Raw genomic sequence first — 22,560 nt, forward strand, 5'->3', positions numbered from 1 at the left:
TAATAGCGTCTCGGTGTTCGCCTTATTGTGTCAATATCTCGTTTCCGTCTTCGGTGATCAGTATCATGCTTTCCCATTGTGCGGAAGGCAGCCCGTCGTCTGTACAGACGGTCCAGCCGTCGGCTTCGTCAATGAATACTTCATAGGTACCCATATTAATCATCGGCTCGATGGTGAAGGTCATGCCCGGTACTATCAGCATGCCGGTACCGCGTTTGCCGAAATGCTCCACATCAGGCTCCTCGTGGAACTTGATGCCCACACCATGTCCGCAAAGGTCACGTACTACGCTGTAACCGTTCTTCTCGGCATGTTCTTGGATTACGGCACCTACATCACCGAGGCGTGCCCAGGGCTGTGCTGCCTGGATGCCTAAGTCGCGGCACTCTCGGGTCACTTGCACCAGGCGCTGCATATCCGGGTTGACGTCACCGATCATGTACATACGTGATGCGTCGGAGAAGTATCCTTTGTAGATGGTGGAGACGTCAACGTTTACAATGTCTCCGCTGCGCAGGAATTCCTTGGTACTGGGAATGCCGTGGCAGACTACGTCGTTGATGCTGACACATGCACTTTTGGGGAAACCTTCGTACAGGAAAGGAGCGGGAATGGCGTCATGGTCTGTTGTGAAACAATATACCATGTGGTCGATTTCGGCTGTGGACATTCCTTCGCGGATATTTGCAGAGATGTAGTCCAACAGTGCCGTATTGATTTTGGCACTTTCGCGGATGCCGGCTAATTGTTCTTCAGTGCGCAGGGCACTTCTCATCGGCAGCTTATAGCCTTCTTTTTTATAGTGTTGGATTTTGGCTTCTACTTCATCGGAATAATTTTTAGGAGTAAACCGCACTCCTTTTGTAAACTTTTTCATTGCGATTTTATTTTTGATTCTGCAAAAATACCAATTTTATGGATAGCATGTGAAACTATTCCCTTTCTTTTTTCGATGGCTGTCCTGCCTATAGCATTTTTACAGTAATGATTTCACTTCTCGAATAATCCACTCTCTTTACTTGTATCTGTGTTTTGATTCTCTCTTTCAGTCCTTCCACGTGGCTGATGATACCTACTTTTTTGCCGCCCATCTGATGCAGTTTCTCCAGTGTGTCCATAACTGTGTTCAGATAGTCACTGCTCAGCGTACCGAAACCTTCGTCGATGAACAAGGTATTGACCGACAGGCTTTGCCGGCTAAGGGAAGAGAGGCCCAGGGCAAGCGAAAGGGAAATCACAAAACTTTCTCCACCGGACAGGGTACAGGCGGGACGGGCGGTACCGCCTTGATAAAAGTCGCGTAGCAGGATGGTCAGTGAGCCCGCCTGGCATTCCAGTTCGTAGCGGTCTGTAAGCCGTTGCAGATAGAAGTTGGCACCGTTGAGCAGCTCTTTCAGTACGAAACTTTGGGCGATGTTCCGGAAGTTTTTCCCTTTCTCGTCACCGAAGTGCTTGCAGAGACGGTCCCATTTCAGATAAATTTCACGTAGCCGGTTGGCACGGTCTTTCTCGTCTTTGATTAAGGCGACGTTTTGTCTATGTTGTTGTAAGGAGGCTTGCAGTTGGCCGATGCTCCGGTTGCCTTCGGCAATTCTCTGTTCCCATGCGGTGGCTTGTGCCTCCAGGGATTCGGCGGTATCTTCTTCGCCCATCTCCGGTTTGAGCCGCAGGTGTGTTTCTGTCTGTTCGGAGGTGAGCCGGTAAGCGGTTTGCAGGGCCACGACCTCCTCCTTGAGTTGTTGCAGACCGGTGCGGAGGTGTTCTATCTGCTCGTTGGTATAGACCGAGAGCCTACTGATATAGGCTTCATCAAAGCCGGGATGTCCGGCATAGAACCGGGAAAGCTTGTCACTCAGATCTGCAACGGTCCTTCGGGCTGAAAGTATATTCTGTTTCAATCCGGTGGCCCGGACATTGAGTGAATTCCATGCGGTTTCCGGATTTCTGGTTTCCTGTACCTCACCGGTGGGGATAAGGTTCCATTCTGGGAAGGCGGAGCAGATATTTTCTCTGGCGGCCGAGAGGTTATCCAGTTCTTTGCTGCCGAGGGTTATGGCTGTTTCCAGTACTGCCTGCCTGTTCTGCGCCTGCTTGTAGAGGGTGGCGGCTTGTTTTAGCCGTTCAATGAGAGAAGCGGGAGAGGTGCTCCATTCCCGTTGCCAGCCATCCCACAGGATGGAGGGGCTGACCCGTTCTAAAATGCTCTGTGCGGTGCTCGTTTCATTGCTGACCAACGCTTGCTTGTTGGTAATGCTGTTTTTTAGTCCGGTAAGGGACTTCTCGGCTGCACTGAGCGCATTCCGGGCGTTTTCTGCTTCCTGCTGCAATTCGTCCTTCCGGTGTTGCAGGGCGGAAATGGTGTTTACAATACTTTGTACCTCATTCAGTTTCCGGTTGATTTGCTCCAGGTCTTGCAGGTTGGCTCGTATCAGCAAGCTGAGTGATTCCTCCGTAGAGCCGGAAATATTCCGGATGTCGCACAGGTTGCATTGGGTTTCGGCGTCTTTCCGTGCATGGTCATATCCTTCTTGTGCCTTCCGGGTAGCCGACAGGCTGCTTGCCATCAGTTTTTCGTATGTGCTGAGCTCTGTCTGGTTGGCGTTCAAAGCCTGTTCCGCAGCTTTGTATTCTTTTTCTTTGGCGTCCAGGGACGCTTGAAGAGGGGCAAGGATGGACTGGAAATCCTCGTCCCGGCAGAGGGACTTGACTTCTTGCCCGCATACCGGACAAGTATCACCCACCGACAGGCGGGCGCGGGCTTCTCTGGCCCAGTCCTTTACCGCTTCTTTTTGTTTTTCGCAAAGCTGGGCAAGGTCGTTGAAGGCCGCCTGCTTGCTGTTGAAGTCAGCTTGCAGTCTGCCCTGCCGTTCCCGGCATGCCGTAATTTTCTCCTTAAAGGATTGTTCCTGCCCTTTGGCGGACTCCAGTGCCGAATACTTTTCTTTCAGCAGTACCAAAGCAGTTTTCGCTTTCGACAATTTTTCCCTGTCCGCCTCAAGGGAATTCCTTTTCTCCTGAAGAACATGGTGGTGCATGGATTCAAGCAATGCCTTCTGTTTGTCTATTTCCGCTTGTTGGTCTGAGTTTGCTTTGCGCTTCTGCTGGAGAGCCTGCTCTTTGGCAGTGCATTCCTTTTCCAAAAGAGGCTGTTGGCTGCTTAAGGCAGTTACTTCCTTCTCATATTTGCTTATGCGGCTTTGTGAGGAAAGAATTGCCTGCAGGTCGGCAATGATGGACTGGCTCTGCTCGAACATGGGGAGCAGGGGGGCATGCTTTTGCAGATATCCTTCCACATGGACCAGTTCCTGCTGCTGCTCTTTTCTGTGCTTTTCCAGCCAGGCATACCCTTTGCAAAGGAGGATGAATTCTGTTTCCAGGCTTTTTTTATCTTCTTCCGCCTGTTGTAGCTCCGTGCTGCTTTTGCGCAAAGAGGCGAACAGGCTACGGGCATCGGAGGTGAGGTGCCAGTCGTTTATCAGCCGTTCTTTCTGCCGGAAATCATCCGACAGCAGCAAGGCATTTTTTTCTTCCCATGCTTTTTTCTGGTTCTCTGCAAGCAGCGTCAGTTCCGCTTTCTTTTTCAGCCATTCCTGCTTGCGGAGGGCAATGTCCTTCTGAAGGTTGAAACGGCTGATTTCGGAACTTTGGGCCGCAATCTGCTGGTGAATTTCGGCTATCTCCTCCTCCGTGAGGAGACGGATACCCTCCAATTTCCGGTTCTGCTCCTCATAATCCATGCGCTTCTCTTTGGTAATGGCATAGATACGTGAGCCTATCTCAGAATAAATGCTTGTTCCGGTGAGCTTTTCCAGAATATCCGATTTCTCGCTTTCCTTGCTTTGCAGGAATTTGGTGAAGTCACCTTGTGCCAGCAGGGTGGTGCGGCAGAACTGCTCGAAAGTCAGTCCGACGGCATTCTGTATTTCATTCGGTATTTCTGTTTTTTTGGTGAGTTGTATATGGGTCTTTCTGTTTTCCAGTGTCCACTTCACATCTTGCAGGGCACCGCTTGCCTTTTTCCGGGCACGTGCCACATACCATCTGGCGGTGTAGGGGATATCGTTTGTTCCGATGAAATCCAGTTCTGCCCAGGCTTCGCAGGTGTTACGCCTCATCAGTTGCCGGTTGTCATTGATCAGTATCTCTTCCTTTTTGCCGGAAAATGCCTGGGTGGCATCTTTGTATCTTTCACTTGCCGCACGGTCCATGCGGGGCGTGTCGTTATAGAGTGCCAGGCAGATAGCGTCGAGTATGGTCGTTTTTCCGGCTCCCGTTTCCCCGCAGATGAGGAACAGGGACTCCTCGCTCAGTGGGCCGTTCTCAAAGTCGATGACGGCGTCTTCTATGGATGCCAGGTTTTTCAGGGTCAGTTTTTGAAGTTTCATTGATTGAAGGATTTTTTTGATAGATTGCCTGTTCGATTGTCTGAAGTTCAGAAACTTTGGGGCTTTTCCTTGATTTGCCGCAACACGTCGCCCATCATTCCACAAAGTTCCTCGTCCATTTCTTCCCCTTCCGTTTCACGGTAGTATAGTCTGGCTATGTCCAAGGGTGACATTTCCTGGATTTCCTGAATGGAAAGATGCTTGGCACTGTCGTCCGCCGCTTGCTTTTCGCGGTTGGACTTGATGTAGCAGTATTTGCAGGCTTTGTCCTTCACGGCATTGGCGGCACGTTCGTTGCAGTCGGGTGCCAGATAGTTCTCTATCAGCACGTTCAGCCGGATGTATGCCTGCTTGTCACCGGGGTATTCCTCCAGCTGTTTCAGCGCCTCTTCAAATGGTACCGGGGTATGGGGAAGCGTTATGAGGGGAATCGGGTTTTCTATGGCAACGGTTCTTGTCAGCGGTTCTTCGTGTCCGTTCAACTCGACGATGGAGACGGAGTGCGGATAGGTTTCATCGAAGCTTACCGGCAGGGGAGTGCCGCAATAGCGTGCGCGGCGGCTGCTTCCCTTGATGTCCTGCGGGCAATGGATATGGCCGAGCGCCAAATAGTCGTAACCTTTGCCCAAGTCCTCGAGGGGAACGTAGTCTATGCCGCCTATGCTTTCATCGTGTCCGCTACGGTCACTGCCGGTGATGGAAAGGTGAGCCATCAGCACCACAGGAAGCCTTTCGGTGTTTTGCTTTTCGGTCTCGTCCAGCAGGGCCTGGAAGAAGCGCGGTTGGCGTTCCTCTCTGGGAGTGCCGGCGTCCAGTACCGGGAAGTTCTGCGGATAAATGTGCGGGACGGCAATTACATATCCTTTCTTTTCTCCTTTCCCGTTCTCGATGGCGATGATATGCCTCGCCAGATTTACGTTCTCACAGTCACGCTCAATGTTCCCGATGACCGTTACTCCGAAATGCTGCCACAGGCTGCTGTCTATTTCCAGTTTCGAACTGCTGTCATGATTTCCGGCAGTGACTACGATAGCCATTTCGGGGCAGGCCTTGTGTATGTTCAGCAGCCCTTCGGTGTACATCTTCTGCGTGGCGGCGGAGGGGGTGGAATAGTGGTAGATATCTCCGCTTACTGTCATGACGTCGGGCTTTTCGTGCCGAACGATTTCCGCAAGTTGTCGCAGGAAGTCTTCCTGCTCTTGGCTCCGGTCATAGTTGTATAGGGTATGTCCTAAATGCCAGTCACTGGTGTGTAGTATCTTCATGGGATGCATTCTTGTTAAAGAGTGGGAGCACGGTCTTTTCAGGCGTTTGCCGGGCGCAGCACATATAGTTTATGGGTGCCCCGTCCCCGATAATTGATGCCGCTGTCGGGTTGGGCTGCCCATGCTTTCAGTTCATTGGCGGCGGTTGTCTTCAGCAGGCCGGTCAGGCGGCAGTACTCTGCGACACTCATAAAGGTGTTTTTCTTCATGAATTCTTTGGCCCGTTCCAGCCGTTCTTCCGGAGCGAACATTTGCGAGGAGCGGCGGCATTTCTTGTATTGCGCCCGTTGCAGGGTGCAGTGGCCTGCCGTTTCGTACAGCAGCTCCTTGTCAACTCTGAAGTTGATGTCTCTCAGACAGATGCTTGCGGCATTACGCCGGGGAGCCCCTTCCTCTCCGCTTTCCCGCTCCTTGTCTTTGCGCAGGCCCAACGAGGGGGTGAATACCCCCAGGCCTTCTATTTTTACGGAATACCCTTCGGACATGCTGTGGGCAATTTCTTCAGTGATGGCTTGTACGAGTCCTTTGATGTCTCCGCGGGTAAAGGAAGTTGCGTACGATACTTTGTCGGCAATGTATTCCAGATCTTTTTGTCCGTATAATTGCATTCGCGGATAGAGGATGCGCTTGCCGTCTTCGTTGGGCAGGGTGAGTTCCTGCATGTCATATTCTGCCATAGGTCAGTAGATGTTAATGTATGGATTTCCCGCTGTTAAGAGAAAAAGTCCTTGGTGTTAAGGAAAAAGTTTCCCGGTACAAGGAGTAAACTTTCCCGATACAAGGAGTAAAGTTTCTCTTAATAGGGAGTAAACTCTGTTCAAAGCCTGTGAACGGATATTCACAAGGCTTGAATATGTATTCGCGCGGCTTGAATATATGTTCGCAGTGCGAAGTTAGAGAATGTTTTCCAAGTAGGCAAGAGAATTGTTCATTAACTCCCGGCATATTTTTTTCAGACACGGAATTCCAAGATATGTAAAATCTGGGAATTCCGTGTAATCTTGTGTCGTGAGAGCATAACATATAAGCTTTCGGACTCCTCGTTTACAGGGCCTTGCTGCTGTTTTTTTAATTTTTATTTCTCAATGTACGCTTCCGCAATGGCCTCTTTTACATCTTTGACTATGCCTATCCACATGTCCGGTTGAACCTTGAAGCGGACGGTAAGATTGTCTCCGGCAGATGCTTTACAGGCAATAATCTCCTTTTTTAATTCATTGATGGAGATGTTCTTTAAAGTCTTCAGCTCGGTTCCATTGGAGTGGACAAGGCGTACTTCTATAGGTAGAGAAGTTTTCCTGTTTTTGACGGTAGCCTCCTTGGTGGTTTGGGGTTCGGCAAAGGTTACTAAAATGGGAAAAGCCTTATCCAATGCAGCCTCATTCAGTCCCTTATCTTTTGCCACTTCTTTGCGCAACCGGAGATATACATCTTTGATGGTAGCCAGATAAAGGGTTGCTGCTCCGGTCTGTGTGCCGCGGTCATAATGCACTGTTAATTCCGGACGGAACGGGCTGTTGTTCTTGGTGGCCTTTTGGTATCCTTTTTTCAATAAAGCGCTCAGCTGTGTGCGAATGAAATCGCTGTTTTCTTTCCATCCGGTTGTTGGATTTCTTTCATTGTCTACCATTACCTGGTTCCTCATATTGATGAATACGGCATGCGTTTCCCCTGACTTGCCGGCTTTTGAGACTTGCTCTTTCAAAGCGTCCTGCTTTTTCCGGGCAAAGAACTGTTCAAGCAGTTCCCATTCTTCTTGAGGGGAAGAGGTCTGTTTCATACTTTCCGGTTTCACTACTTGTTCCACCGTTTTTTTTACTTCCGGCAGTGCAAACGCCATCAGCGTTGCTGCAGCTACGGGCACGAACAGCAACAGCTTCAGCCGTGCCCAGTTGTTTGTTCTTCTTCTTAACATCATATTGATACGATTTTTAAGTTTGCTGTGAGTCAGTCCGCTCGCCATAGAGTAGAGCCTTGTGCCAACGGATTTTCTTACAAGCAAAAGTTGATATTGGGTTGCATCGATGCCATGGGCCAACACGCCGTAATCGGCTTCGTATTCATGGATTTCCCGTAGCTCGCGCATTAAAAGCCAGACGGCGGGATTGAACCAATGAAAGATAATCAGGATTTCCATTCCTATCAAGTCGAGTGTATGACGGTATTGCAGATGGATTTCCTCGTGGAGGAGTATTGCATCTGCATATTGGTTGTAATCCTCTTGTGAAAGAACGATGGTGTTTCCCCAACTGAAAGATGAAATCTTTTCGGGGCAAACAATCAGCCTGTACTTTTTATGGCTGCATCCGGGATATCGGTGAATCAGCCTCCACATTCTCCAAGTGGATAACGAGAAGAACAGAAGCGCAATTCCTGCTCCCGATATATAGAAAATTCCTAAAAAAGTACTCCACGAAATGGAGAACGGTGGTTGCCAGACAATCTGTCCGGTACCTGTCTCTTCTTTCATAACCTTGTTCGATTCGGCTGTTGCACTAACTGTTACGGCTTCCGCATGGATGTCCCCTGTCGTTTTCGGGTTTTCCGTTTCGGGAATCAATATATTGCGGACAATGGAGATCGGTTGTTGCAACATTGGTGCGGTAGAGACATTGCACTGCATGAATGGCAGTAAGGTGCAACATGCGGCGCCCACCAGCAATACTATTCTGTTTGTACGGAATAATGTGTCCGTCCTGAAGAACATCCTGAACAGAAAGTAGAGGAGTACCAGGCAGAGGGTGGACTGGAATATGTAGAATAATAGGGCTCCCATAGCAGTCGCTATTTAGTGTTTTTCTTACTTTCTATCTTTTCAATCAATGCTTTCAGTTCATCCAAGGGCATGCCTTCTTCTTCAATAAAGGCGGACACTACATTCGCGAAGGAATTGTTGTAATATTGAGAAACAACTTCATTCAGTGCCGAACGTTTATACTCTTTTTCTGAGACCACGGGATAGTATTGATAGGTGTTCCCGTATGCCTTGTAGCCGACAAACCCTTTTTCTTCCAGTCCTCGTACTAAAGTGGATACAGTATTGTAGTGTGGTTTGGGCTCTTCGTAAAAAGCTAACAGTTCGCGGACAAACATAGGGCCTTGTTCCCAGAATATTCGCATGATTTCTTCTTCTTTTGCAGTCAGTCTTTTCATGGTTCCTTTCCTTATTATTGGTTATGTGCTACAAATATAATGATTGTTTTCTAACAAACAACTACTATTAATAGTTGTTCAACTGTTACATGTAGTAATTTAACTAATATTATTAGTAGTTCTTTGGTTTATCTTGTTTTTTATGGAATCGGAGGGGTAGCGGTTGGGTATAAAAAAAGATTGCAAGATCAGAATCTTACAATCTTTATAGGTCTCAGGAAAGGAAACCGGATTTTATTTCCGGTTCTTTTCCTCAAGAGAAACCGGAATTAAAATTCGTAGTGGAAACCGAAAGAGAGATCTTCACTGGTAAAGGAAAATCCGTATCCGTTTTCTCCATACATATAGTCATCCCTGTATCCCAGGAAGCCGCATTTTGCCAACAGGCTGAAATGCTTGTTCAGCTTGACTGCGATGCCCGGACGGAAGCCGATTTCAAATCCGTTGATATTGTCTGAATCTTCCACTTTGTAGGTGGAGAATCCGAGGCCGCCGTCAATGAACAGGCGGACAACCTTATTTTCGTAATATGAATAGCGTGCGTAAGGAGCCAATGCAAAACCATTGCTGCTGATATCTTCTTTTTCTTGATGCAGGAACGTCAGATTACCACCCACAGCCCATTTCTCGTTAAAGTTATATCCTACTTCCGGAGATAATGCAAAAGTAGTTGCATCGGCATCGTCATTATGCCATAAACTGATTTCGCCACCCATGTACACTTGTGCTTTTACAGACAAAGTTGCCAGTACGACAAACAAAAACAAACCAATCTTTTTCATTTTTTCTTTTACCTTTTAGTTTATAAATTGTTGTTGGTTATCCATGCAGGAATATTTCCTGTATTTTTTCGGGGCGCAAAAGTATAGCTAATGTTTCTCTTGAACAAATTTTTAGTTAGATTTTTATAAAATAAAGGAGCTGGAAGTTGATAAAATATTACTTTTGCGCCCGGTAAAAAGATCGTTTTATAGGTTGTTTTATAGTATGAAGAAGAGTCTTATTGCGTTGGCATTCGGCACCCTGGGTTTGGGAATTGCCGAATTCACCATGATGGGTATCCTGCCTTACGTGGCAGCTGATCTGAATATCAGTATCCCTGTTGCAGGTCATTTTATTTCGGCGTATGCCTTAGGGGTGTGTACAGGTGCTCCCATATTGATTTTAGCCCGTAAACATCCGTTGAAGCGCATTCTTTTGGTTTTGATGGCTTTAATGCTGATAGGTAATCTGGGTGCATCTTTGGCATCTGGATATTGGATGTTGCTGGCGGCACGTTTTATTTCCGGACTTCCCCATGGGGCGTATTTCGGTGTGGCTTCTATTGTAGCCGGAAAACTGGCTGACAAAGGGAAGAATTCTGAAGCCGTTTCCATCATGATAGCCGGAATGACTGTGGCAAACCTGTTTGGTGTGCCGTTGGGAACTTCTTTGAGCCATTTGATATCCTGGCGTATTCCTTTTTTACTGGTAGGCTGCTGGGGGATGATTGTGCTCTATTATATATGGAGGTGGGTACCTGATGTGGAAGGACTGGAAGATACCGGTTTCAAGGGACAGTTCCGTTTTTTAAGGAAACCGGCTCCATGGTTGATTCTGGGAGCTACGGCTTTGGGTAATGGCGGCGTGTTTTGCTGGTACAGCTATATTAATCCGTTGCTGACTCATGTTTCCGGCTTTAGTGTTGAAAGTGTTACTGCCTTGATGGTTTTGGCCGGTTTTGGTATGGTAGTGGGAAATCTGGTGAGTGGCAGGTTGTCCGACCGTTACACGCCTGGCAGGGTAGGTACGGTTGTACAAGGAATGATATGTGTCATTCTGCTGTTGATTTTCTTCCTTTCTCCCTATCCGTGGCTTTCAGCATTATTGATGGCCTTGTGTACAGCCGGACTTTTTGCCGTATCCAGTCCGGAACAAGTGCTGATAATCCGTGTAGCGCCGGGAGGAGAAATGTTGGGCGGTGCCTGTGTACAGGTGGCTTTCAATCTGGGCAATGCCATAGGGGCCTATGTAGGAGGTATAGCGGCCAGCGGCGATTACCGCTATCCGGCATTGGCAGGGGTGCCTTTTGCACTGGTAGGTTTCGTCTTATTTTTCATCTTCTATAAGAAATATCAAGCCAAGTATTAAGTGTTTCAATAATTTTGCGTAAGTTTGTCCACAAGTATTAACTAAACCCGATAAATATGAAAACTTTGAATTACGTGAAAATATTGCTGCTATGTATGCTTACCTTTAGCTTTGCATCATGTGGAGACGAATATTATACAGATGATTATCTGAGAAATAGTGATGACAAATTGTGTGGAAAGACATGGGTAGATGAATATACTACTGAAGAGAATGAACTTTGCAAACATCAGTTGAAATTTGCGAAAGATTATAGCGGAAGAGAAGTCTTTCAATTCTACCGGAATGGAGAAAACCGCCCTTATAAGGAAAATTCCTATACTTTCGATTGGAAATGGACGGATTCGGCTATGGAAAACCTGGAAATAAATTATGGTGCCGGTGACATTGTTTATTTTGATAACGTCTGGGTGCGTGAACATAATCTTCAGGGAAAGCTGAATGGGGCGATTGTGATGTTTGTGGATGCTAATTTATAAATAATGATATTTGGTGTATGGATAATGTATTGAGATATGCAAAATTGATGTTTTTGTGTTTAGGCATATTGACATTGACTTCATGTGAACCGGATGATGAGGCTACGTTTGATGATTTGGTAAGATATGGTTGGGCGGGTGATTTAGGATTCTCCGATAAATATGGAGAACCGTTACAGAGCGGATTGGTTTTGGACAGAGATGGTTTTGGTGTTGATGACCAATGTTATTTTGACGATTTAAATCATGTTGCTTTTTCATTACAGGTTCGTTGGATGCTGGTAGATGGAGTACTGTCATTGGACTACGGTAATGGTTATCCCTTGCTGGAAATCTATGATGTGTACATATATGGAGATGAACTGACCGGTATATTATACGTGGATGGGGTTCGGGATGGTCCGGTAACCTTATATAGATATTAAAAAAAGGCGAAGCATTTTAATTGCTTCGCCTTTTTTGTTCTATTGTTTTTTCAGAAACAGTTTCTTGAAATCCGCAGGATAAGGTGTCTCAAAATGCATACTCTCGCCTGTAACGGGATGGTCAAAGCAAAGTTTGAAGGCATGTAATGCCAGTCTGCCTATCGGGTTTACTTCCTCCAGTCCATAGCGTCCGTCTCCGATAATGGGATGACCTAAATCCTGCATGTGTACGCGTATTTGGTTTTTGCGTCCTGTCTCCAGGTTCAGTTCCACTAAAGAATAGCCGTTGGCACGTTTGATGGTGCGGTAATGGGTGATTGCCTCCTTGCCTCCATCGTCTATCGGGCTGGAATACACGTAGAGCTTGCGGTCCGTGAGCCATGAAGAAACAGAACCGACATTCTTTTCCATTTCTCCGGCAACTACCGCTACATAGCGGCGGTCGAATACGATGTCGTGCCAATGGTCGCGCAGGGTATTTTGAGTCTTTTCATCTTTGGCAAACATCATTAAGCCGGAAGTGTCGCGATCCAAACGGTGTACGATGTACACACGGTGCTGCCTGCCCGAACGTTGAACGTATTCGTTCAATATGGTGTAGGCGGTACGTTCTTTCTGCCTCTCTGTATTTACAGACAGCAATCCCTGCATTTTCTCGATGACAATGATATAGGCATCCTCATATACAATCTTAATCAGTTTGTGGTTAAACTCTTTCCGTCCTTTCTCACGGCTGATTTGCACCTTCATTCCCGGTTTCAGAGGAAAGTTGTATTGTGTGGTGATTACGCTGTCCACATACACAATCCGCTTGCTGAGCAATGATTTTAGTTTGGTGCGGCTGGCATCCGGCATTTTTGCCGCCAGAAACTCCATGAGCTCCATCGGATCTTTTACCATATAGTCCGTGTATTGCGTGCGGGCTTTTGCTGTTTTTTTTTCTTTTGCCACGTTTTTAGTGATTAACAGTTAGTGATTAGTGATTGTTTTTTAGCTCAAGCAGCACTACATTCTCTACATGATGAGTGTGCGGGAACATATCTACGGGCTGAACGGCCTTCACTTTATATTTTGTATCGAGTAATTGCAAGTCACGTGCTTGCGTAGCAGGGTTGCAGCTTACGTAAACGATGCGTTTGGGCTCGGCGAAGAGAATGACATCCACTACATCCTGGTGCATTCCTGCACGTGGGGGATCGGTGATAATTACATCGGGGCGGCCGTATTGGTTGATGAAATCCTGCGTCAGCATGTCTTTCATGTCACCGGCAAAGAATAGTGTGTTATGGATACCGTTGATCTCTGCATTTACTTTGGCATCTTCAATGGCCTCGGGCACATATTCTATACCAATCACCTGGCGGGCCTGCTTGGATACGAAGTTGGCGATTGTCCCTGTGCCGGTGTATAAGTCATAAACCAACTCGTTACCGGTCAGCCCGGCAAAGTTACGGGCTATCTTATAGAGGTTATAGGCCTGTTCGGAGTTAGTCTGATAGAAAGATTTCGGTCCTATCTTGAAGCGTAGGCCTTCCATTTCTTCGAAGATATGGTCTTTGCCTTTGAAGGTATATACATCCAGATCGGTGATGGTGTCGTTACATTTATTATTAATAATGTATAGAAGGGAGGTGATTTCCGGGAAAGTATCTGCTACATGCTGCAACAACTGTTTGAACAGTTCCATCTCCTCATCCTTCTCTATCTTGCAAATGAGGATGACCATCAGTTCGCCGGTAGTGGAAGTACGTACAATCATATTGCGTAACATTCCTTCGTGGGTGCGCAGATTGATGAACGAATAGTTGTGTTCATAAGCATAGTCGCGTACGGCATTTCTGATTCGGTTGGAAATGTCATCCTGCAACCAGCATTTTTCTATGGCCAGCACTTTGTCGAAAGCGTTGGGGATGTGGAAACCTACGGCGTTCATCTGTTCATATACCACATTCTGCTGAACCTCCTCTGACGTCAGCCAGCGCTTGTTGGAAAAGGTATATTCCAGTTTGTTCCTATAGAATTGCGTCTTTTCAGAGCCCAATATCGGCGAGATTTCCGGAAGTTCTATTTTCCCGATACGGGTGAGATTATCCGTAATCTGCTTTTGCTTGTACTTTATCTGTTCGGAGTAGGGAAGAACCTGCCATTTGCAACCGCCGCAAACCCCATAATGCCGGCAGAATGGGACAGCCCTTACAGGCGAATACTCATGGAACTTCACTGCCTCTGCTTCAGCATAATGATGTTTTTTTCTCTTGATTTGCAGATCTACTACATCGCCGGGAACGACGTATGGTACGAAAATCACCAAATCATTGACTTTCGCGATGGCTTTTCCTTCGGCAGCCACATCCGTAATTGTTACCTTCTCCAATAAGGGAAGCTCTTTTCTCTTTCTTGCCACTTTTACACCAGTATAATAAATTCTTGTGCAAAAATAGACATTTTTCTGGGATTTCTCTCTATGAACAGAGATATAAAATATTGCAATGTCGAAATTGCATTTCCGCATAAAGTTTTCTCGCAAAAAGTTTTCTAGTCTGCGAAATATAGTTAGATTTGCGAACAGAAAAAGAAAAAAATCACAATCGAAAACTTTAAATTTTTATTATGGACAAAAAAAGAGTTTATACCTTTGGTAATGGCCAGGCAGAGGGAAAGGCTGACATGAGAAACCTCTTGGGGGGTAAAGGAGCTAACCTTGCTGAAATGAATCTGATCGGGGTACCGGTTCCTCCGGGCTTTACAATTACTACAGAAGTTTGTACAGAATATTATGAAATGGGGCAAGAAAAAGTGGTTGCTCTGTTAAAGAAAGAAGTTGAAGATGCCATTGCGCATGTGGAGACATTGATGCGTTCAAAATTTGGTGACGTCGAAAATCCGTTATTGGTTTCAGTACGTTCAGGTGCACGCGCTTCCATGCCGGGTATGATGGATACTATCCTGAATTTGGGCTTGAATGACGAAGTGGTGGAAGGTTTGATCCGTAAGACCGGAAACGCCCGATTTGCATGGGACTCTTACCGTCGGTTCGTACAAATGTACGGTGATGTGGTATTGGGTATGAAACCTGTCAACAAGGAAGATGTTGATCCGTTTGAGGCTATTATAGAAGAGGTGAAGCACGCCAAAGGTGTGAGACTGGATAATGAACTGGAAGTGGAGGATCTTAAGGAATTGGTGAAGAGATTCAAGGCTGCTGTGAAAGAACAGACCGGAAAAGATTTCCCGACCTGTGCTTACGAGCAGTTGTGGGGTGCTGTTTGTGCAGTGTTCAATTCCTGGATGAATGAACGTGCCATCCTTTACCGCAAGATGGAGGGTATTCCTGATGAATGGGGTACGGCTGTCAGCGTACAGGCGATGGTATTCGGTAACATGGGTGAGACTTCTGCTACAGGTGTTTGCTTCAGCCGTGACGCTGCTACGGGTGAAGACCTCTTCAATGGTGAATACTTGATTAACGCCCAGGGTGAAGATGTTGTTGCGGGTATCCGTACTCCTCAGCAGATTACCAGGATCGGCTCTCAGCGTTGGGCTGAACTGGCAGGTGTAAGCGAGGAAGAACGTGCTGCCAAATATCCTTCCATGGAGGAGGCAATGCCGGAAATCTATAAAGAGTTGGACGCTCTGCAGACTAAACTTGAAAATCACTATCATGATATGCAGGATATGGAGTTCACCGTACAGGAAGGAAAACTTTGGTTCCTCCAGACCCGCAACGGTAAACGTACCGGTGCCGCTATGGTGAAGATAGCCATGGACTTGCTCCGTCAAGGCATGATTGATGAAAAGACGGCTTTGATGCGTTGTGAGCCTAACAAACTCGATGAGTTGCTCCACCCCGTATTTGACAAGGCTGCTTTGAAGCAGGCAAAGGTTTTGACCCGTGGTCTTCCGGCTTCTCCGGGTGCTGCTACCGGACAAATTGTATTTTTTGCCGATGATGCAGCCGATTGGCATGCTGCCGGTAAACGTGTGGTGATGGTACGTATCGAGACGTCTCCCGAAGACTTGGCTGGTATGGCGGTTGCCGAAGGTATTCTGACTGCCCGTGGAGGTATGACTTCCCATGCAGCCGTTGTTGCCCGTGGTATGGGTAAGTGCTGCGTTTCCGGTGCCGGCGCTCTGAATATAGACTATAAAGCCCGCACTGTGGAAGTGGACGGCGTATTGCTGAAAGAAGGCGATTTCATTTCATTGAACGGCAGCACGGGTGAAGTATATAAGGGTAAGGTTGAAACCAAGGCTGCGGAGCTTTCCGGTGACTTTGCCGAGTTGATGGCTCTGGCCGATAAATATACCAAACTTCAGGTTCGTACCAATGCAGATACTCCGCATGACGCGCAGGTGGCACGTAACTTTGGTGCAGTGGGCATCGGTCTTTGCCGTACGGAACACATGTTCTTTGAAGGTGAGAAAATCAAGGCTATGCGCGAGATGATTCTGGCTGAGAATGCGGAAGGCCGCCGTAAAGCTTTGGCCAAGATTCTGCCTTATCAGCAGGCCGACTTCAAGGGTATCTTCAAGGCTATGGAAGGTTGCCCGGTTACTGTTCGTCTGCTCGATCCTCCTTTGCATGAATTTGTTCCCCACGATCTGAAAGGACAGCAGGAAATGGCTGACACGATGGGCGTTAGCCTGCAATATATTCAGCAACGCGTAGAATCGCTTTGTGAACACAATCCTATGTTGGGACATCGTGGTTGCCGTTTGGGAAATACTTATCCGGAGATTACCCAGATGCAGACACGTGCCATTCTCGGTGCTGCGTTGGAACTGAAAAAAGAGGGTGTAGAGACGCATCCTGAAATCATGGTTCCGTTGACTGGTATTCTTTATGAGTTCAAGCAACAGGAAGATGTGATCCGTGCCGAAGCTGCCAAATTGTTTGAGGAAGTGGGGGACAGCATTGACTTCAAGGTAGGTACAATGATTGAAATTCCTCGTGCTGCTCTGACTGCCGACCGTATCGCTTCTTCTGCCGAGTTCTTCTCGTTCGGAACAAACGACTTGACTCAGATGACCTTTGGTTACTCGCGTGACGATATCGCTTCTTTCCTTCCGATTTATCTGGAGAAGAAGATTCTGAAAGTCGATCCGTTCCAGGTTCTTGACCAGAACGGAGTAGGACAGTTGGTACGCATGGCTACTGAAAAGGGACGTGCTATCCGTCCGGACTTGAAGTGCGGTATCTGCGGTGAGCACGGCGGTGAACCCTCTTCCGTGAAATTCTGCCACAGAGTGGGCTTGAACTATGTCAGCTGTTCTCCGTTCCGCGTGCCTATCGCACGTCTGGCTGCGGCGCAAGCGGCTATTGAAGGCTGATATTGATCAAGAATCAGATACTATATAGTTTAAAGGGATTCGCTTCAAAAGCGAATCCCTTTTTCTGTCCCTAATCGGCCATATCTTTCAGCTTCTTGAAATGCCGTATGATTTCCAGATAGTCACGGTCGGTACAGGCATTGAACTTGTTCCAAAGGTCACCCATCACTACGGCACCGCCGAAACCGTAATCTTTAATTTCCAGGATATTGTCGGGAGTTATCCCACCCAATGCCATTACCCTGCCATCCACAATTTTGCTTTTGCCTGCCTGTCGTAGTTCCTCTGCCGTGAAACCGGAGGCCACTCCGCTTTTGGTAATGCAGTCATAAACAGGACTGAGGAACAGGTAGTCGTAAAAATGCTTTTTGTTCTGCACCTCTTCCATAGAATGACATGTACAACTGACATGCCCCGAGTAATCGTGGGGTTCCTTCGGATTACGGGCGTTCAGATGGATGCCCATCAGGCTGAATTCTTCCTGTAAATAGAAATGTTCGTGGGTAACGATTCGTTTATGGTATTTTTCGGGTATCAGCGTCAAAAGACGTTCAGAATACATGGCAGGTGTCTCCGGCTTTCTCAGATGCAAAATATCAAGTCCTTCTTCAAAAAGAGCTGTGATAATCTTGTCTTCCTCCACAAAAAATGTGGGTGCTGTGACTACAATAAGCTTCATTTTTTTGTTAAATGGTTATGTTTAGCAAAGTTAATGAATACTTACCTTAGTAGGCAATGATTTCCTTTAAAATATGTTAGATACAGAATTAAACAAAAAAGCACCCATGAGTCTGAGGAACTCACGGGTGCTCATATAAAACTGGTTTTATGAGGTTTTTGTGGGGTTTACTTCATCCGATTACTTACTACGTCCCAGTCAATGATGCTCCAGAGGGCATTTATGTGGTCGGCACGCCGATTCTGGTAGTCGAGGTAATAAGAGTGTTCCCATACATCGAATCCCAAGAGAGGGATTAACCCGGCACGTACAGGATTGCTTCCATTGGCTTCCTTCGTGATGTGGAGCTTACCGTTCTTATCCACTGAAAGCCATGCCCAGCCGGAGCCGAACAGTCCGACGGCAGCAGCGGTGAATTCTTTCTTGAAGTTCTCGAAGCTGCCGAAGTCACGTTTGATGGCTGCTGCCAGTTTTCCAACCGGTTCGTTGTGCCCCGGTTTTGGCGAGAACTGCAGGAAATAAAGTGTATGGTTCAATACTTGTCCGGCATTGTTGAATATGGCACCGTCCGGTGCGGCAGATACAATCGTAATTAAATCCTTGCCTTCGAATTCCGTACCCGGAACGAGGTTATTGAGGTTATTTACATAAGTTTGCAGATGTTTACCGTAGTGGTAATCTATTGTTTGCTGACTGATTACAGGTTCCAACGCATTATTGGCGTAGGGAAGTTTAGGCATTTCGTAAGTCATAACTGTTATCATTAAAGTCATTAATAACGTATTCATAAGTTCAATTATTTAGTTTTGAAACTTTACTATACTAACGTGATAACATGATGAATTGTTCGCCGTGTCCGAACCTTTTTTTATCTTTGTCCCCATTATTACTTGATAAAGACTATACGGAATATGTCCGATTACATACAAGAACTGAATGAAGGACAGCGTGAAGCGGTACTTTATAATGATGGTCCCTCACTGGTGATAGCCGGTGCCGGTTCGGGGAAGACACGTGTGCTGACCTATAAGATTGCCTATCTGCTTGAGAATGGCTATCAGCCTTGGAACATCCTTGCGCTGACGTTTACCAACAAGGCCGCGCGGGAAATGAAGGAGCGCATTGCCCGACAGGTAGGAGCAGACCGTGCCCGCCATCTCTGGATGGGAACTTTTCACTCCATGTTCCTGCGTATTCTGCACGCCGAGGCCGGGCAGTTAGGATTTACTTCACAGTTTACCATTTATGATACGGCGGACAGCAAGAGCCTGTTGCGTTCCATCATCAAGGAGATGGGGCTGGACGAGAAGACCTACAAGCCGGGAACGGTGCAGGCGCGCATTTCCAATGCCAAGAATCATTTGGTCTCTCCGGCAGGATATGCCAATAATAAAGAGGCATACGAGGGTGACTGTGCAGCTAAGATGCCTGCGGTCCGTGACATCTACCGGAGATATTGGGAGCGTTGCCGGCAAGCGGATGCGATGGATTTTGATGATCTGCTGTTCTATACTTTCCTGTTGTTCCGTGACCATCCGGAGGTACTGGCGCACTACCAGGAACTGTTCCGGTATATATTGGTAGATGAATATCAGGATACGAATTTTGCTCAGCACAGCATTGTATTGCAGTTGGCAAAGAATCATCAGCACGTATGTGTGGTGGGGGATGATGCCCAGAGCATTTATTCTTTCCGTGGTGCCGACATTGACAATATCCTGTATTTTACGAAAGTCTATCCCGGTACCAAGGTTTTCAAGCTGGAGCAGAACTACCGCTCTACGCAGACCATAGTCCGTGCCGCCAACAGCCTGATAGAAAAGAATCAGCGGCAGATACATAAAGAGGTCTTTTCGGAAAAGGAGAAAGGGGAGTCTATCGGTGTTTATCAGGCGTACAGTGATGTGGAGGAGGGTGATATCGTTGTCAATAAGATTGCGGAATTGCGCCGCCGGGAGCATTATGCCTATGCTGATTTTGCCGTGCTCTATCGTACCAATGCCCAGAGCCGTGTGTTCGAAGAGGCTATGCGCAAGCGGGGGATGCCTTATCGTATTTATGGCGGTCTGTCCTTCTATCAGCGTAAGGAAATCAAAGACGTGATAGCCTATTTCCGTTTGGTGGTAAACCCCAATGACGAAGAGGCTTTCAAGCGTATCATCAATTATCCGGCACGCGGTATAGGAGATACTACGGTGGGGAAAATCATTGCCGCTGCTACGGAGAACAATGTCAGCTTGTGGACGGTCCTTTGCGAACCGCTGACCTACGGATTGAACCTGAATAAAGGGACTGTCGGAAAGTTGCAGGGATTCCGTGACTTGATATCCGGTTTTATAGCGGGTGTAACGGAGAAGAGTGCATACGAAACAGGAACTGAAATCATCCGCCAGTCCGGCATCATCAATGACGTTTGTCAGGACAATTCTCCGGAGAATCTCAGCCGGAAAGAAAATATAGAGGAGCTGGTAAACGGCATGAGCGACTTCTGTGCCCGACGGCAGGAAGAAGGCAATCCGAATATCCTGTTAGGGGACTTCCTGTCGGAGGTTTCTTTGCTTACTGATCAGGATTCTGACAAGGATGGGGATGATGAGAAAATCACTTTGATGACTGTACACTCGGCCAAAGGCTTGGAGTTTAAAAACGTGTTTGTAGTAGGGATGGAGGAAAATCTCTTCCCGAGCGGTATGGCAGGCAATTCGGCTCGTGCATTGGAGGAGGAGCGCCGCCTGTTTTATGTGGCTATAACCCGTGCGGAGGAGCACTGCTTCCTCTCGTTTGCAAAGACGCGTTTCCGTTATGGTAAAATGGAATTCGGAAGTCCCAGCCGCTTTCTGAAAGACATTGACGCGCGCTTTCTGCATTTGCCGCAGGATGCGGTTGTCAGCCGCCGCATAGATGCAGAAGCAGGGGCTTTCCGTCCCAGGCAGCAGATTATTTCTCCGACGGTTCCGCGCAATCTGAAGAGAGTGACGCCTTCTGCCGGAAGTTCTTCCTCTTCGTCCCTTTCCTCCTCTTCGGTCTCTTCTTCCAGTAAGGCCGTTCCAGGCATTGTACAGCCCGGACAGCTTATAGAACACGAGCGTTTTGGACTGGGTGAAGTGCTGAAAGTAGAGGGAGAGGGCGATAATGCCAAAGCGACCATTCGTTTCAAGAATGCCGGAGACAAACAACTATTATTGCGCTTTGCGCGTTTTAAGGTAATAGGATGACGGAATATATTTAAAAAAAGAGAATGCCGTATAGAAATCGTTTCCGGCTTTAGAACCTTTTGTAGGGCTGGTTTCCGAGACAGATTATAAACAGTGAAAAAACATATAAAAAATGACAGATAAAGATTTTGACCTTTTCCCTTCTCCCTGCTATATCATGGAAGAAGAACTTTTGAGGAGAAACCTTGCTTTGATAAAGAGTGTAGCCCACCGTGCGGATGTTGAAATTATCCTTGCTTTCAAGTCTTTTGCCATGTGGCGCTCGTTTCCTGTTTTCAGAGAGTATGTGGAGCATTCCACAGCAAGCTCTGTGTATGAAGCCCGTCTGGCGATGGAGGAGTTTGGAAGTAAGGCACATACCTATTCTCCTGCCTATACCGAAGCTGATTTTCCGGAAATAATGCGTTGCAGCAGCCATATAACTTTTAATTCATTGGCGCAGTTCAATCGCTTCTATCCGGTGACCGTTGCTGCAGGAAGCGGAATATCCTGCGGAGTCCGCATCAATCCGGAATATTCCGAGGTTGAAACCGAACTGTATAATCCGTGTGCTCCCGGTACTCGTTTCGGACTGATGGCCGATCAGCTACCCGAAGTACTTCCGCAAGGTATTGAAGGTTTCCATTGTCATTGTCATTGCGAGTCTTCTTCTTATGAGTTGGAACGTACATTGGCGCATGTCGAAGCAAAATTCTCCAAATGGTTTTCCCAGATAAAATGGTTGAATCTGGGAGGAGGACATCTGATGACACGCAAGGATTACGACGTGGAGCACCTTATTCGTCTGCTGCAAGGTTTGAAAGCACGCTACCCGCATTTGCGCATTATTTTGGAACCGGGATCTGCCTTTACCTGGCAGACGGGTGTGCTGACTTCTGAAGTTGTAGATGTTGTGGAGAATCGCGGAATCCGAACCGCTATTTTGAATGTCAGTTTCACCTGCCACATGCCCGATTGCCTGGAAATGCCCTATCAGCCATCGGTACGAGGTGCCCGGATGGGAAATGAAGGGCCGTATGTCTATCGCTTGGGAGGGAATTCTTGTCTGAGCGGCGATTATATGGGACTCTGGAGTTTTGACCACGAATTGCGGATTGGTGAAAGGATCGTGTTCGAAGACATGATTCATTATACGATGGTAAAGACGAATATGTTCAATGGAATTCATCACCCTGCCATTGCTATGTGGACAAAAAAGGGGAATGCGGAAATTTACAAGCAGTTTTCTTACGAAGATTATCGTGACCGAATGAGTTGATAATCAAAAGTCTGCTTGTTTTTTCATCAAAAACATACATTTTTTTACTGAAAAAAAACTTTGGAATGTTTGCTGGTTTAAGGAAAATGTCTACCTTTGCAACCGCAAACGCGGAAATAGCTCAGTTGGTAGAGCATAACCTTGCCAAGGTTAGGGTCGCGAGTTCGAGTCTCGTTTTCCGCTCAACATAGATTGTGATACCGGAAGCCCAGGTGGCGGAATTGGTAGACGCGCACGTTT

17 protein-coding genes and 2 tRNA genes (1 of these 19 cut by a window edge) are annotated in these 22,560 nt (G+C 47.1%); 8 read left to right on the top strand and 11 right to left on the bottom strand.

Going from position 1 to position 22,560, the window contains the following annotated elements; genetic code table 11:
* Positions 1–22: 22 nt before the first annotated feature.
* The 7 genes from map to HMPREF9446_RS15335 form a co-directional block, all read right to left on the bottom strand.
* Complete coding sequence (gene map, locus HMPREF9446_RS15305) at positions 23–877, bottom strand: type I methionyl aminopeptidase (RefSeq protein ID WP_009126640.1); 855 nt, start codon at positions 875–877, stop codon at positions 23–25.
* Between the two features lie 88 nt (positions 878–965).
* Positions 966–4,385 (bottom strand): AAA family ATPase, encoded by a 3,420-nt coding sequence (locus HMPREF9446_RS15310; protein ID WP_009126641.1) that lies wholly within the window; start codon positions 4,383–4,385, stop codon positions 966–968.
* A 47-nt stretch (positions 4,386–4,432) separates the two neighbouring features.
* Complete coding sequence (locus HMPREF9446_RS15315; RefSeq protein ID WP_009126642.1) at positions 4,433–5,650, bottom strand: exonuclease SbcCD subunit D; 1,218 nt, start codon at positions 5,648–5,650, stop codon at positions 4,433–4,435.
* Positions 5,651–5,688: 38 nt separating this feature from the next.
* Positions 5,689–6,327 carry an HU family DNA-binding protein gene (locus HMPREF9446_RS15320; RefSeq protein WP_009126643.1) on the bottom strand — a complete coding sequence of 213 codons (639 nt, stop codon included), beginning with the start codon at positions 6,325–6,327 and terminating at the stop codon, positions 5,689–5,691.
* Between the two features lie 398 nt (positions 6,328–6,725).
* Complete coding sequence (locus HMPREF9446_RS15325) at positions 6,726–8,426, bottom strand: M56 family metallopeptidase (protein WP_009126644.1); 1,701 nt, start codon at positions 8,424–8,426, stop codon at positions 6,726–6,728.
* An 8-nt stretch (positions 8,427–8,434) separates the two neighbouring features.
* The gene (locus HMPREF9446_RS15330) at positions 8,435–8,803 is read right to left on the bottom strand and encodes a BlaI/MecI/CopY family transcriptional regulator (RefSeq protein WP_009126645.1); all 369 of its coding nucleotides are present in this window, start codon (positions 8,801–8,803) and stop codon (positions 8,435–8,437) included.
* A 269-nt stretch (positions 8,804–9,072) separates the two neighbouring features.
* Positions 9,073–9,585, bottom strand: a complete 513-nt coding sequence (locus HMPREF9446_RS15335) for an outer membrane beta-barrel protein (RefSeq protein ID WP_009126646.1) — start codon at positions 9,583–9,585, stop codon at positions 9,073–9,075.
* 205 nt (positions 9,586–9,790) lie between these two features.
* Here HMPREF9446_RS15335 and araJ point away from each other — a divergent pair, with 205 nt between their 5' ends.
* From araJ to HMPREF9446_RS15350, 3 genes are read left to right on the top strand one after another with little or no spacing between them, the layout of a single operon-like run.
* Positions 9,791–10,933, top strand: coding sequence for an MFS transporter AraJ (gene araJ / locus HMPREF9446_RS15340; protein ID WP_009126647.1), 1,143 nt, complete (start codon positions 9,791–9,793; stop codon positions 10,931–10,933).
* Positions 10,934–10,989: 56 nt separating this feature from the next.
* Positions 10,990–11,412 carry a hypothetical protein gene (locus HMPREF9446_RS15345; RefSeq protein ID WP_009126648.1) on the top strand — a complete coding sequence of 141 codons (423 nt, stop codon included), beginning with the start codon at positions 10,990–10,992 and terminating at the stop codon, positions 11,410–11,412.
* A 17-nt stretch (positions 11,413–11,429) separates the two neighbouring features.
* On the top strand, positions 11,430–11,837 hold the full coding sequence (locus HMPREF9446_RS15350) for a hypothetical protein (protein WP_009126649.1): 408 nt from the start codon (positions 11,430–11,432) through the stop codon (positions 11,835–11,837).
* A 39-nt stretch (positions 11,838–11,876) separates the two neighbouring features.
* Here HMPREF9446_RS15350 and HMPREF9446_RS15355 read toward each other — a convergent pair whose 3' ends face one another.
* Positions 11,877–12,788 (bottom strand): RluA family pseudouridine synthase, encoded by a 912-nt coding sequence (locus tag HMPREF9446_RS15355; RefSeq protein ID WP_009126650.1) that lies wholly within the window; start codon positions 12,786–12,788, stop codon positions 11,877–11,879.
* A 25-nt stretch (positions 12,789–12,813) separates the two neighbouring features.
* On the bottom strand, positions 12,814–14,241 hold the full coding sequence (gene rlmD / locus HMPREF9446_RS15360) for a 23S rRNA (uracil(1939)-C(5))-methyltransferase RlmD (protein ID WP_039969825.1): 1,428 nt from the start codon (positions 14,239–14,241) through the stop codon (positions 12,814–12,816).
* Between the two features lie 206 nt (positions 14,242–14,447).
* On the opposite strand from rlmD, the gene ppdK reads away from it, so the two are divergent.
* Positions 14,448–17,168 (top strand): pyruvate, phosphate dikinase, encoded by a 2,721-nt coding sequence (gene ppdK, locus HMPREF9446_RS15365; RefSeq protein ID WP_009126652.1) that lies wholly within the window; start codon positions 14,448–14,450, stop codon positions 17,166–17,168.
* 70 nt (positions 17,169–17,238) lie between these two features.
* Here the strand turns inward: ppdK and HMPREF9446_RS15370 are convergent, their stop codons facing one another.
* On the bottom strand, positions 17,239–17,847 hold the full coding sequence (locus HMPREF9446_RS15370) for a thiamine phosphate synthase (RefSeq protein ID WP_009126653.1): 609 nt from the start codon (positions 17,845–17,847) through the stop codon (positions 17,239–17,241).
* Between the two features lie 167 nt (positions 17,848–18,014).
* Positions 18,015–18,635, bottom strand: a complete 621-nt coding sequence (locus HMPREF9446_RS15375; protein ID WP_009126654.1) for a superoxide dismutase — start codon at positions 18,633–18,635, stop codon at positions 18,015–18,017.
* 123 nt (positions 18,636–18,758) lie between these two features.
* On the opposite strand from HMPREF9446_RS15375, the gene HMPREF9446_RS15380 reads away from it, so the two are divergent.
* From HMPREF9446_RS15380 to HMPREF9446_RS18800, 4 genes are all read left to right on the top strand, one after another.
* Entirely contained in the window at positions 18,759–21,062 is a 2,304-nt protein-coding gene (locus HMPREF9446_RS15380) for an ATP-dependent helicase (protein WP_009126655.1), read from the top strand.
* Positions 21,063–21,174: 112 nt separating this feature from the next.
* Entirely contained in the window at positions 21,175–22,320 is a 1,146-nt protein-coding gene (gene nspC / locus HMPREF9446_RS15385) for a carboxynorspermidine decarboxylase (RefSeq protein WP_009126656.1), read from the top strand.
* A gap of 110 nt (positions 22,321–22,430) precedes the next feature.
* A tRNA-Gly gene (locus HMPREF9446_RS15390) sits at positions 22,431–22,503 on the top strand.
* Positions 22,504–22,526: 23 nt separating this feature from the next.
* Positions 22,527–22,560, top strand: a tRNA-OTHER gene (locus HMPREF9446_RS18800); it runs 81 nt beyond the window's last position.

Origin of the sequence: Bacteroides fluxus YIT 12057, from assembly GCF_000195635.1 — a bacterium.
In the GTDB taxonomy this organism is placed as follows: domain Bacteria; phylum Bacteroidota; class Bacteroidia; order Bacteroidales; family Bacteroidaceae; genus Bacteroides; species Bacteroides fluxus.

What these genes read in the sequence shown, in the direction of transcription:
- map (WP_009126640.1), bottom strand. Translation starts at nt 877, where the DNA reads ATGAAAAAGTTTACAAAAGGAGTGCGGTTTACTCCTAAAAATTATTCC.
- HMPREF9446_RS15310 (WP_009126641.1), bottom strand. Translation starts at nt 4,385, where the DNA reads ATGAAACTTCAAAAACTGACCCTGAAAAACCTGGCATCCATAGAAGAC.
- HMPREF9446_RS15315 (WP_009126642.1), bottom strand. Translation starts at nt 5,650, where the DNA reads ATGAAGATACTACACACCAGTGACTGGCATTTAGGACATACCCTATAC.
- HMPREF9446_RS15320 (WP_009126643.1), bottom strand. Translation starts at nt 6,327, where the DNA reads ATGGCAGAATATGACATGCAGGAACTCACCCTGCCCAACGAAGACGGC.
- HMPREF9446_RS15325 (WP_009126644.1), bottom strand. Translation starts at nt 8,426, where the DNA reads ATGGGAGCCCTATTATTCTACATATTCCAGTCCACCCTCTGCCTGGTA.
- HMPREF9446_RS15330 (WP_009126645.1), bottom strand. Translation starts at nt 8,803, where the DNA reads ATGAAAAGACTGACTGCAAAAGAAGAAGAAATCATGCGAATATTCTGG.
- HMPREF9446_RS15335 (WP_009126646.1), bottom strand. Translation starts at nt 9,585, where the DNA reads ATGAAAAAGATTGGTTTGTTTTTGTTTGTCGTACTGGCAACTTTGTCT.
- araJ (WP_009126647.1), top strand. Translation starts at nt 9,791, where the DNA reads ATGAAGAAGAGTCTTATTGCGTTGGCATTCGGCACCCTGGGTTTGGGA.
- HMPREF9446_RS15345 (WP_009126648.1), top strand. Translation starts at nt 10,990, where the DNA reads ATGAAAACTTTGAATTACGTGAAAATATTGCTGCTATGTATGCTTACC.
- HMPREF9446_RS15350 (WP_009126649.1), top strand. Translation starts at nt 11,430, where the DNA reads ATGGATAATGTATTGAGATATGCAAAATTGATGTTTTTGTGTTTAGGC.
- ppdK (WP_009126652.1), top strand. Translation starts at nt 14,448, where the DNA reads ATGGACAAAAAAAGAGTTTATACCTTTGGTAATGGCCAGGCAGAGGGA.
- HMPREF9446_RS15370 (WP_009126653.1), bottom strand. Translation starts at nt 17,847, where the DNA reads ATGAAGCTTATTGTAGTCACAGCACCCACATTTTTTGTGGAGGAAGAC.
- HMPREF9446_RS15375 (WP_009126654.1), bottom strand. Translation starts at nt 18,635, where the DNA reads ATGAATACGTTATTAATGACTTTAATGATAACAGTTATGACTTACGAA.
- HMPREF9446_RS15380 (WP_009126655.1), top strand. Translation starts at nt 18,759, where the DNA reads ATGTCCGATTACATACAAGAACTGAATGAAGGACAGCGTGAAGCGGTA.
- nspC (WP_009126656.1), top strand. Translation starts at nt 21,175, where the DNA reads ATGACAGATAAAGATTTTGACCTTTTCCCTTCTCCCTGCTATATCATG.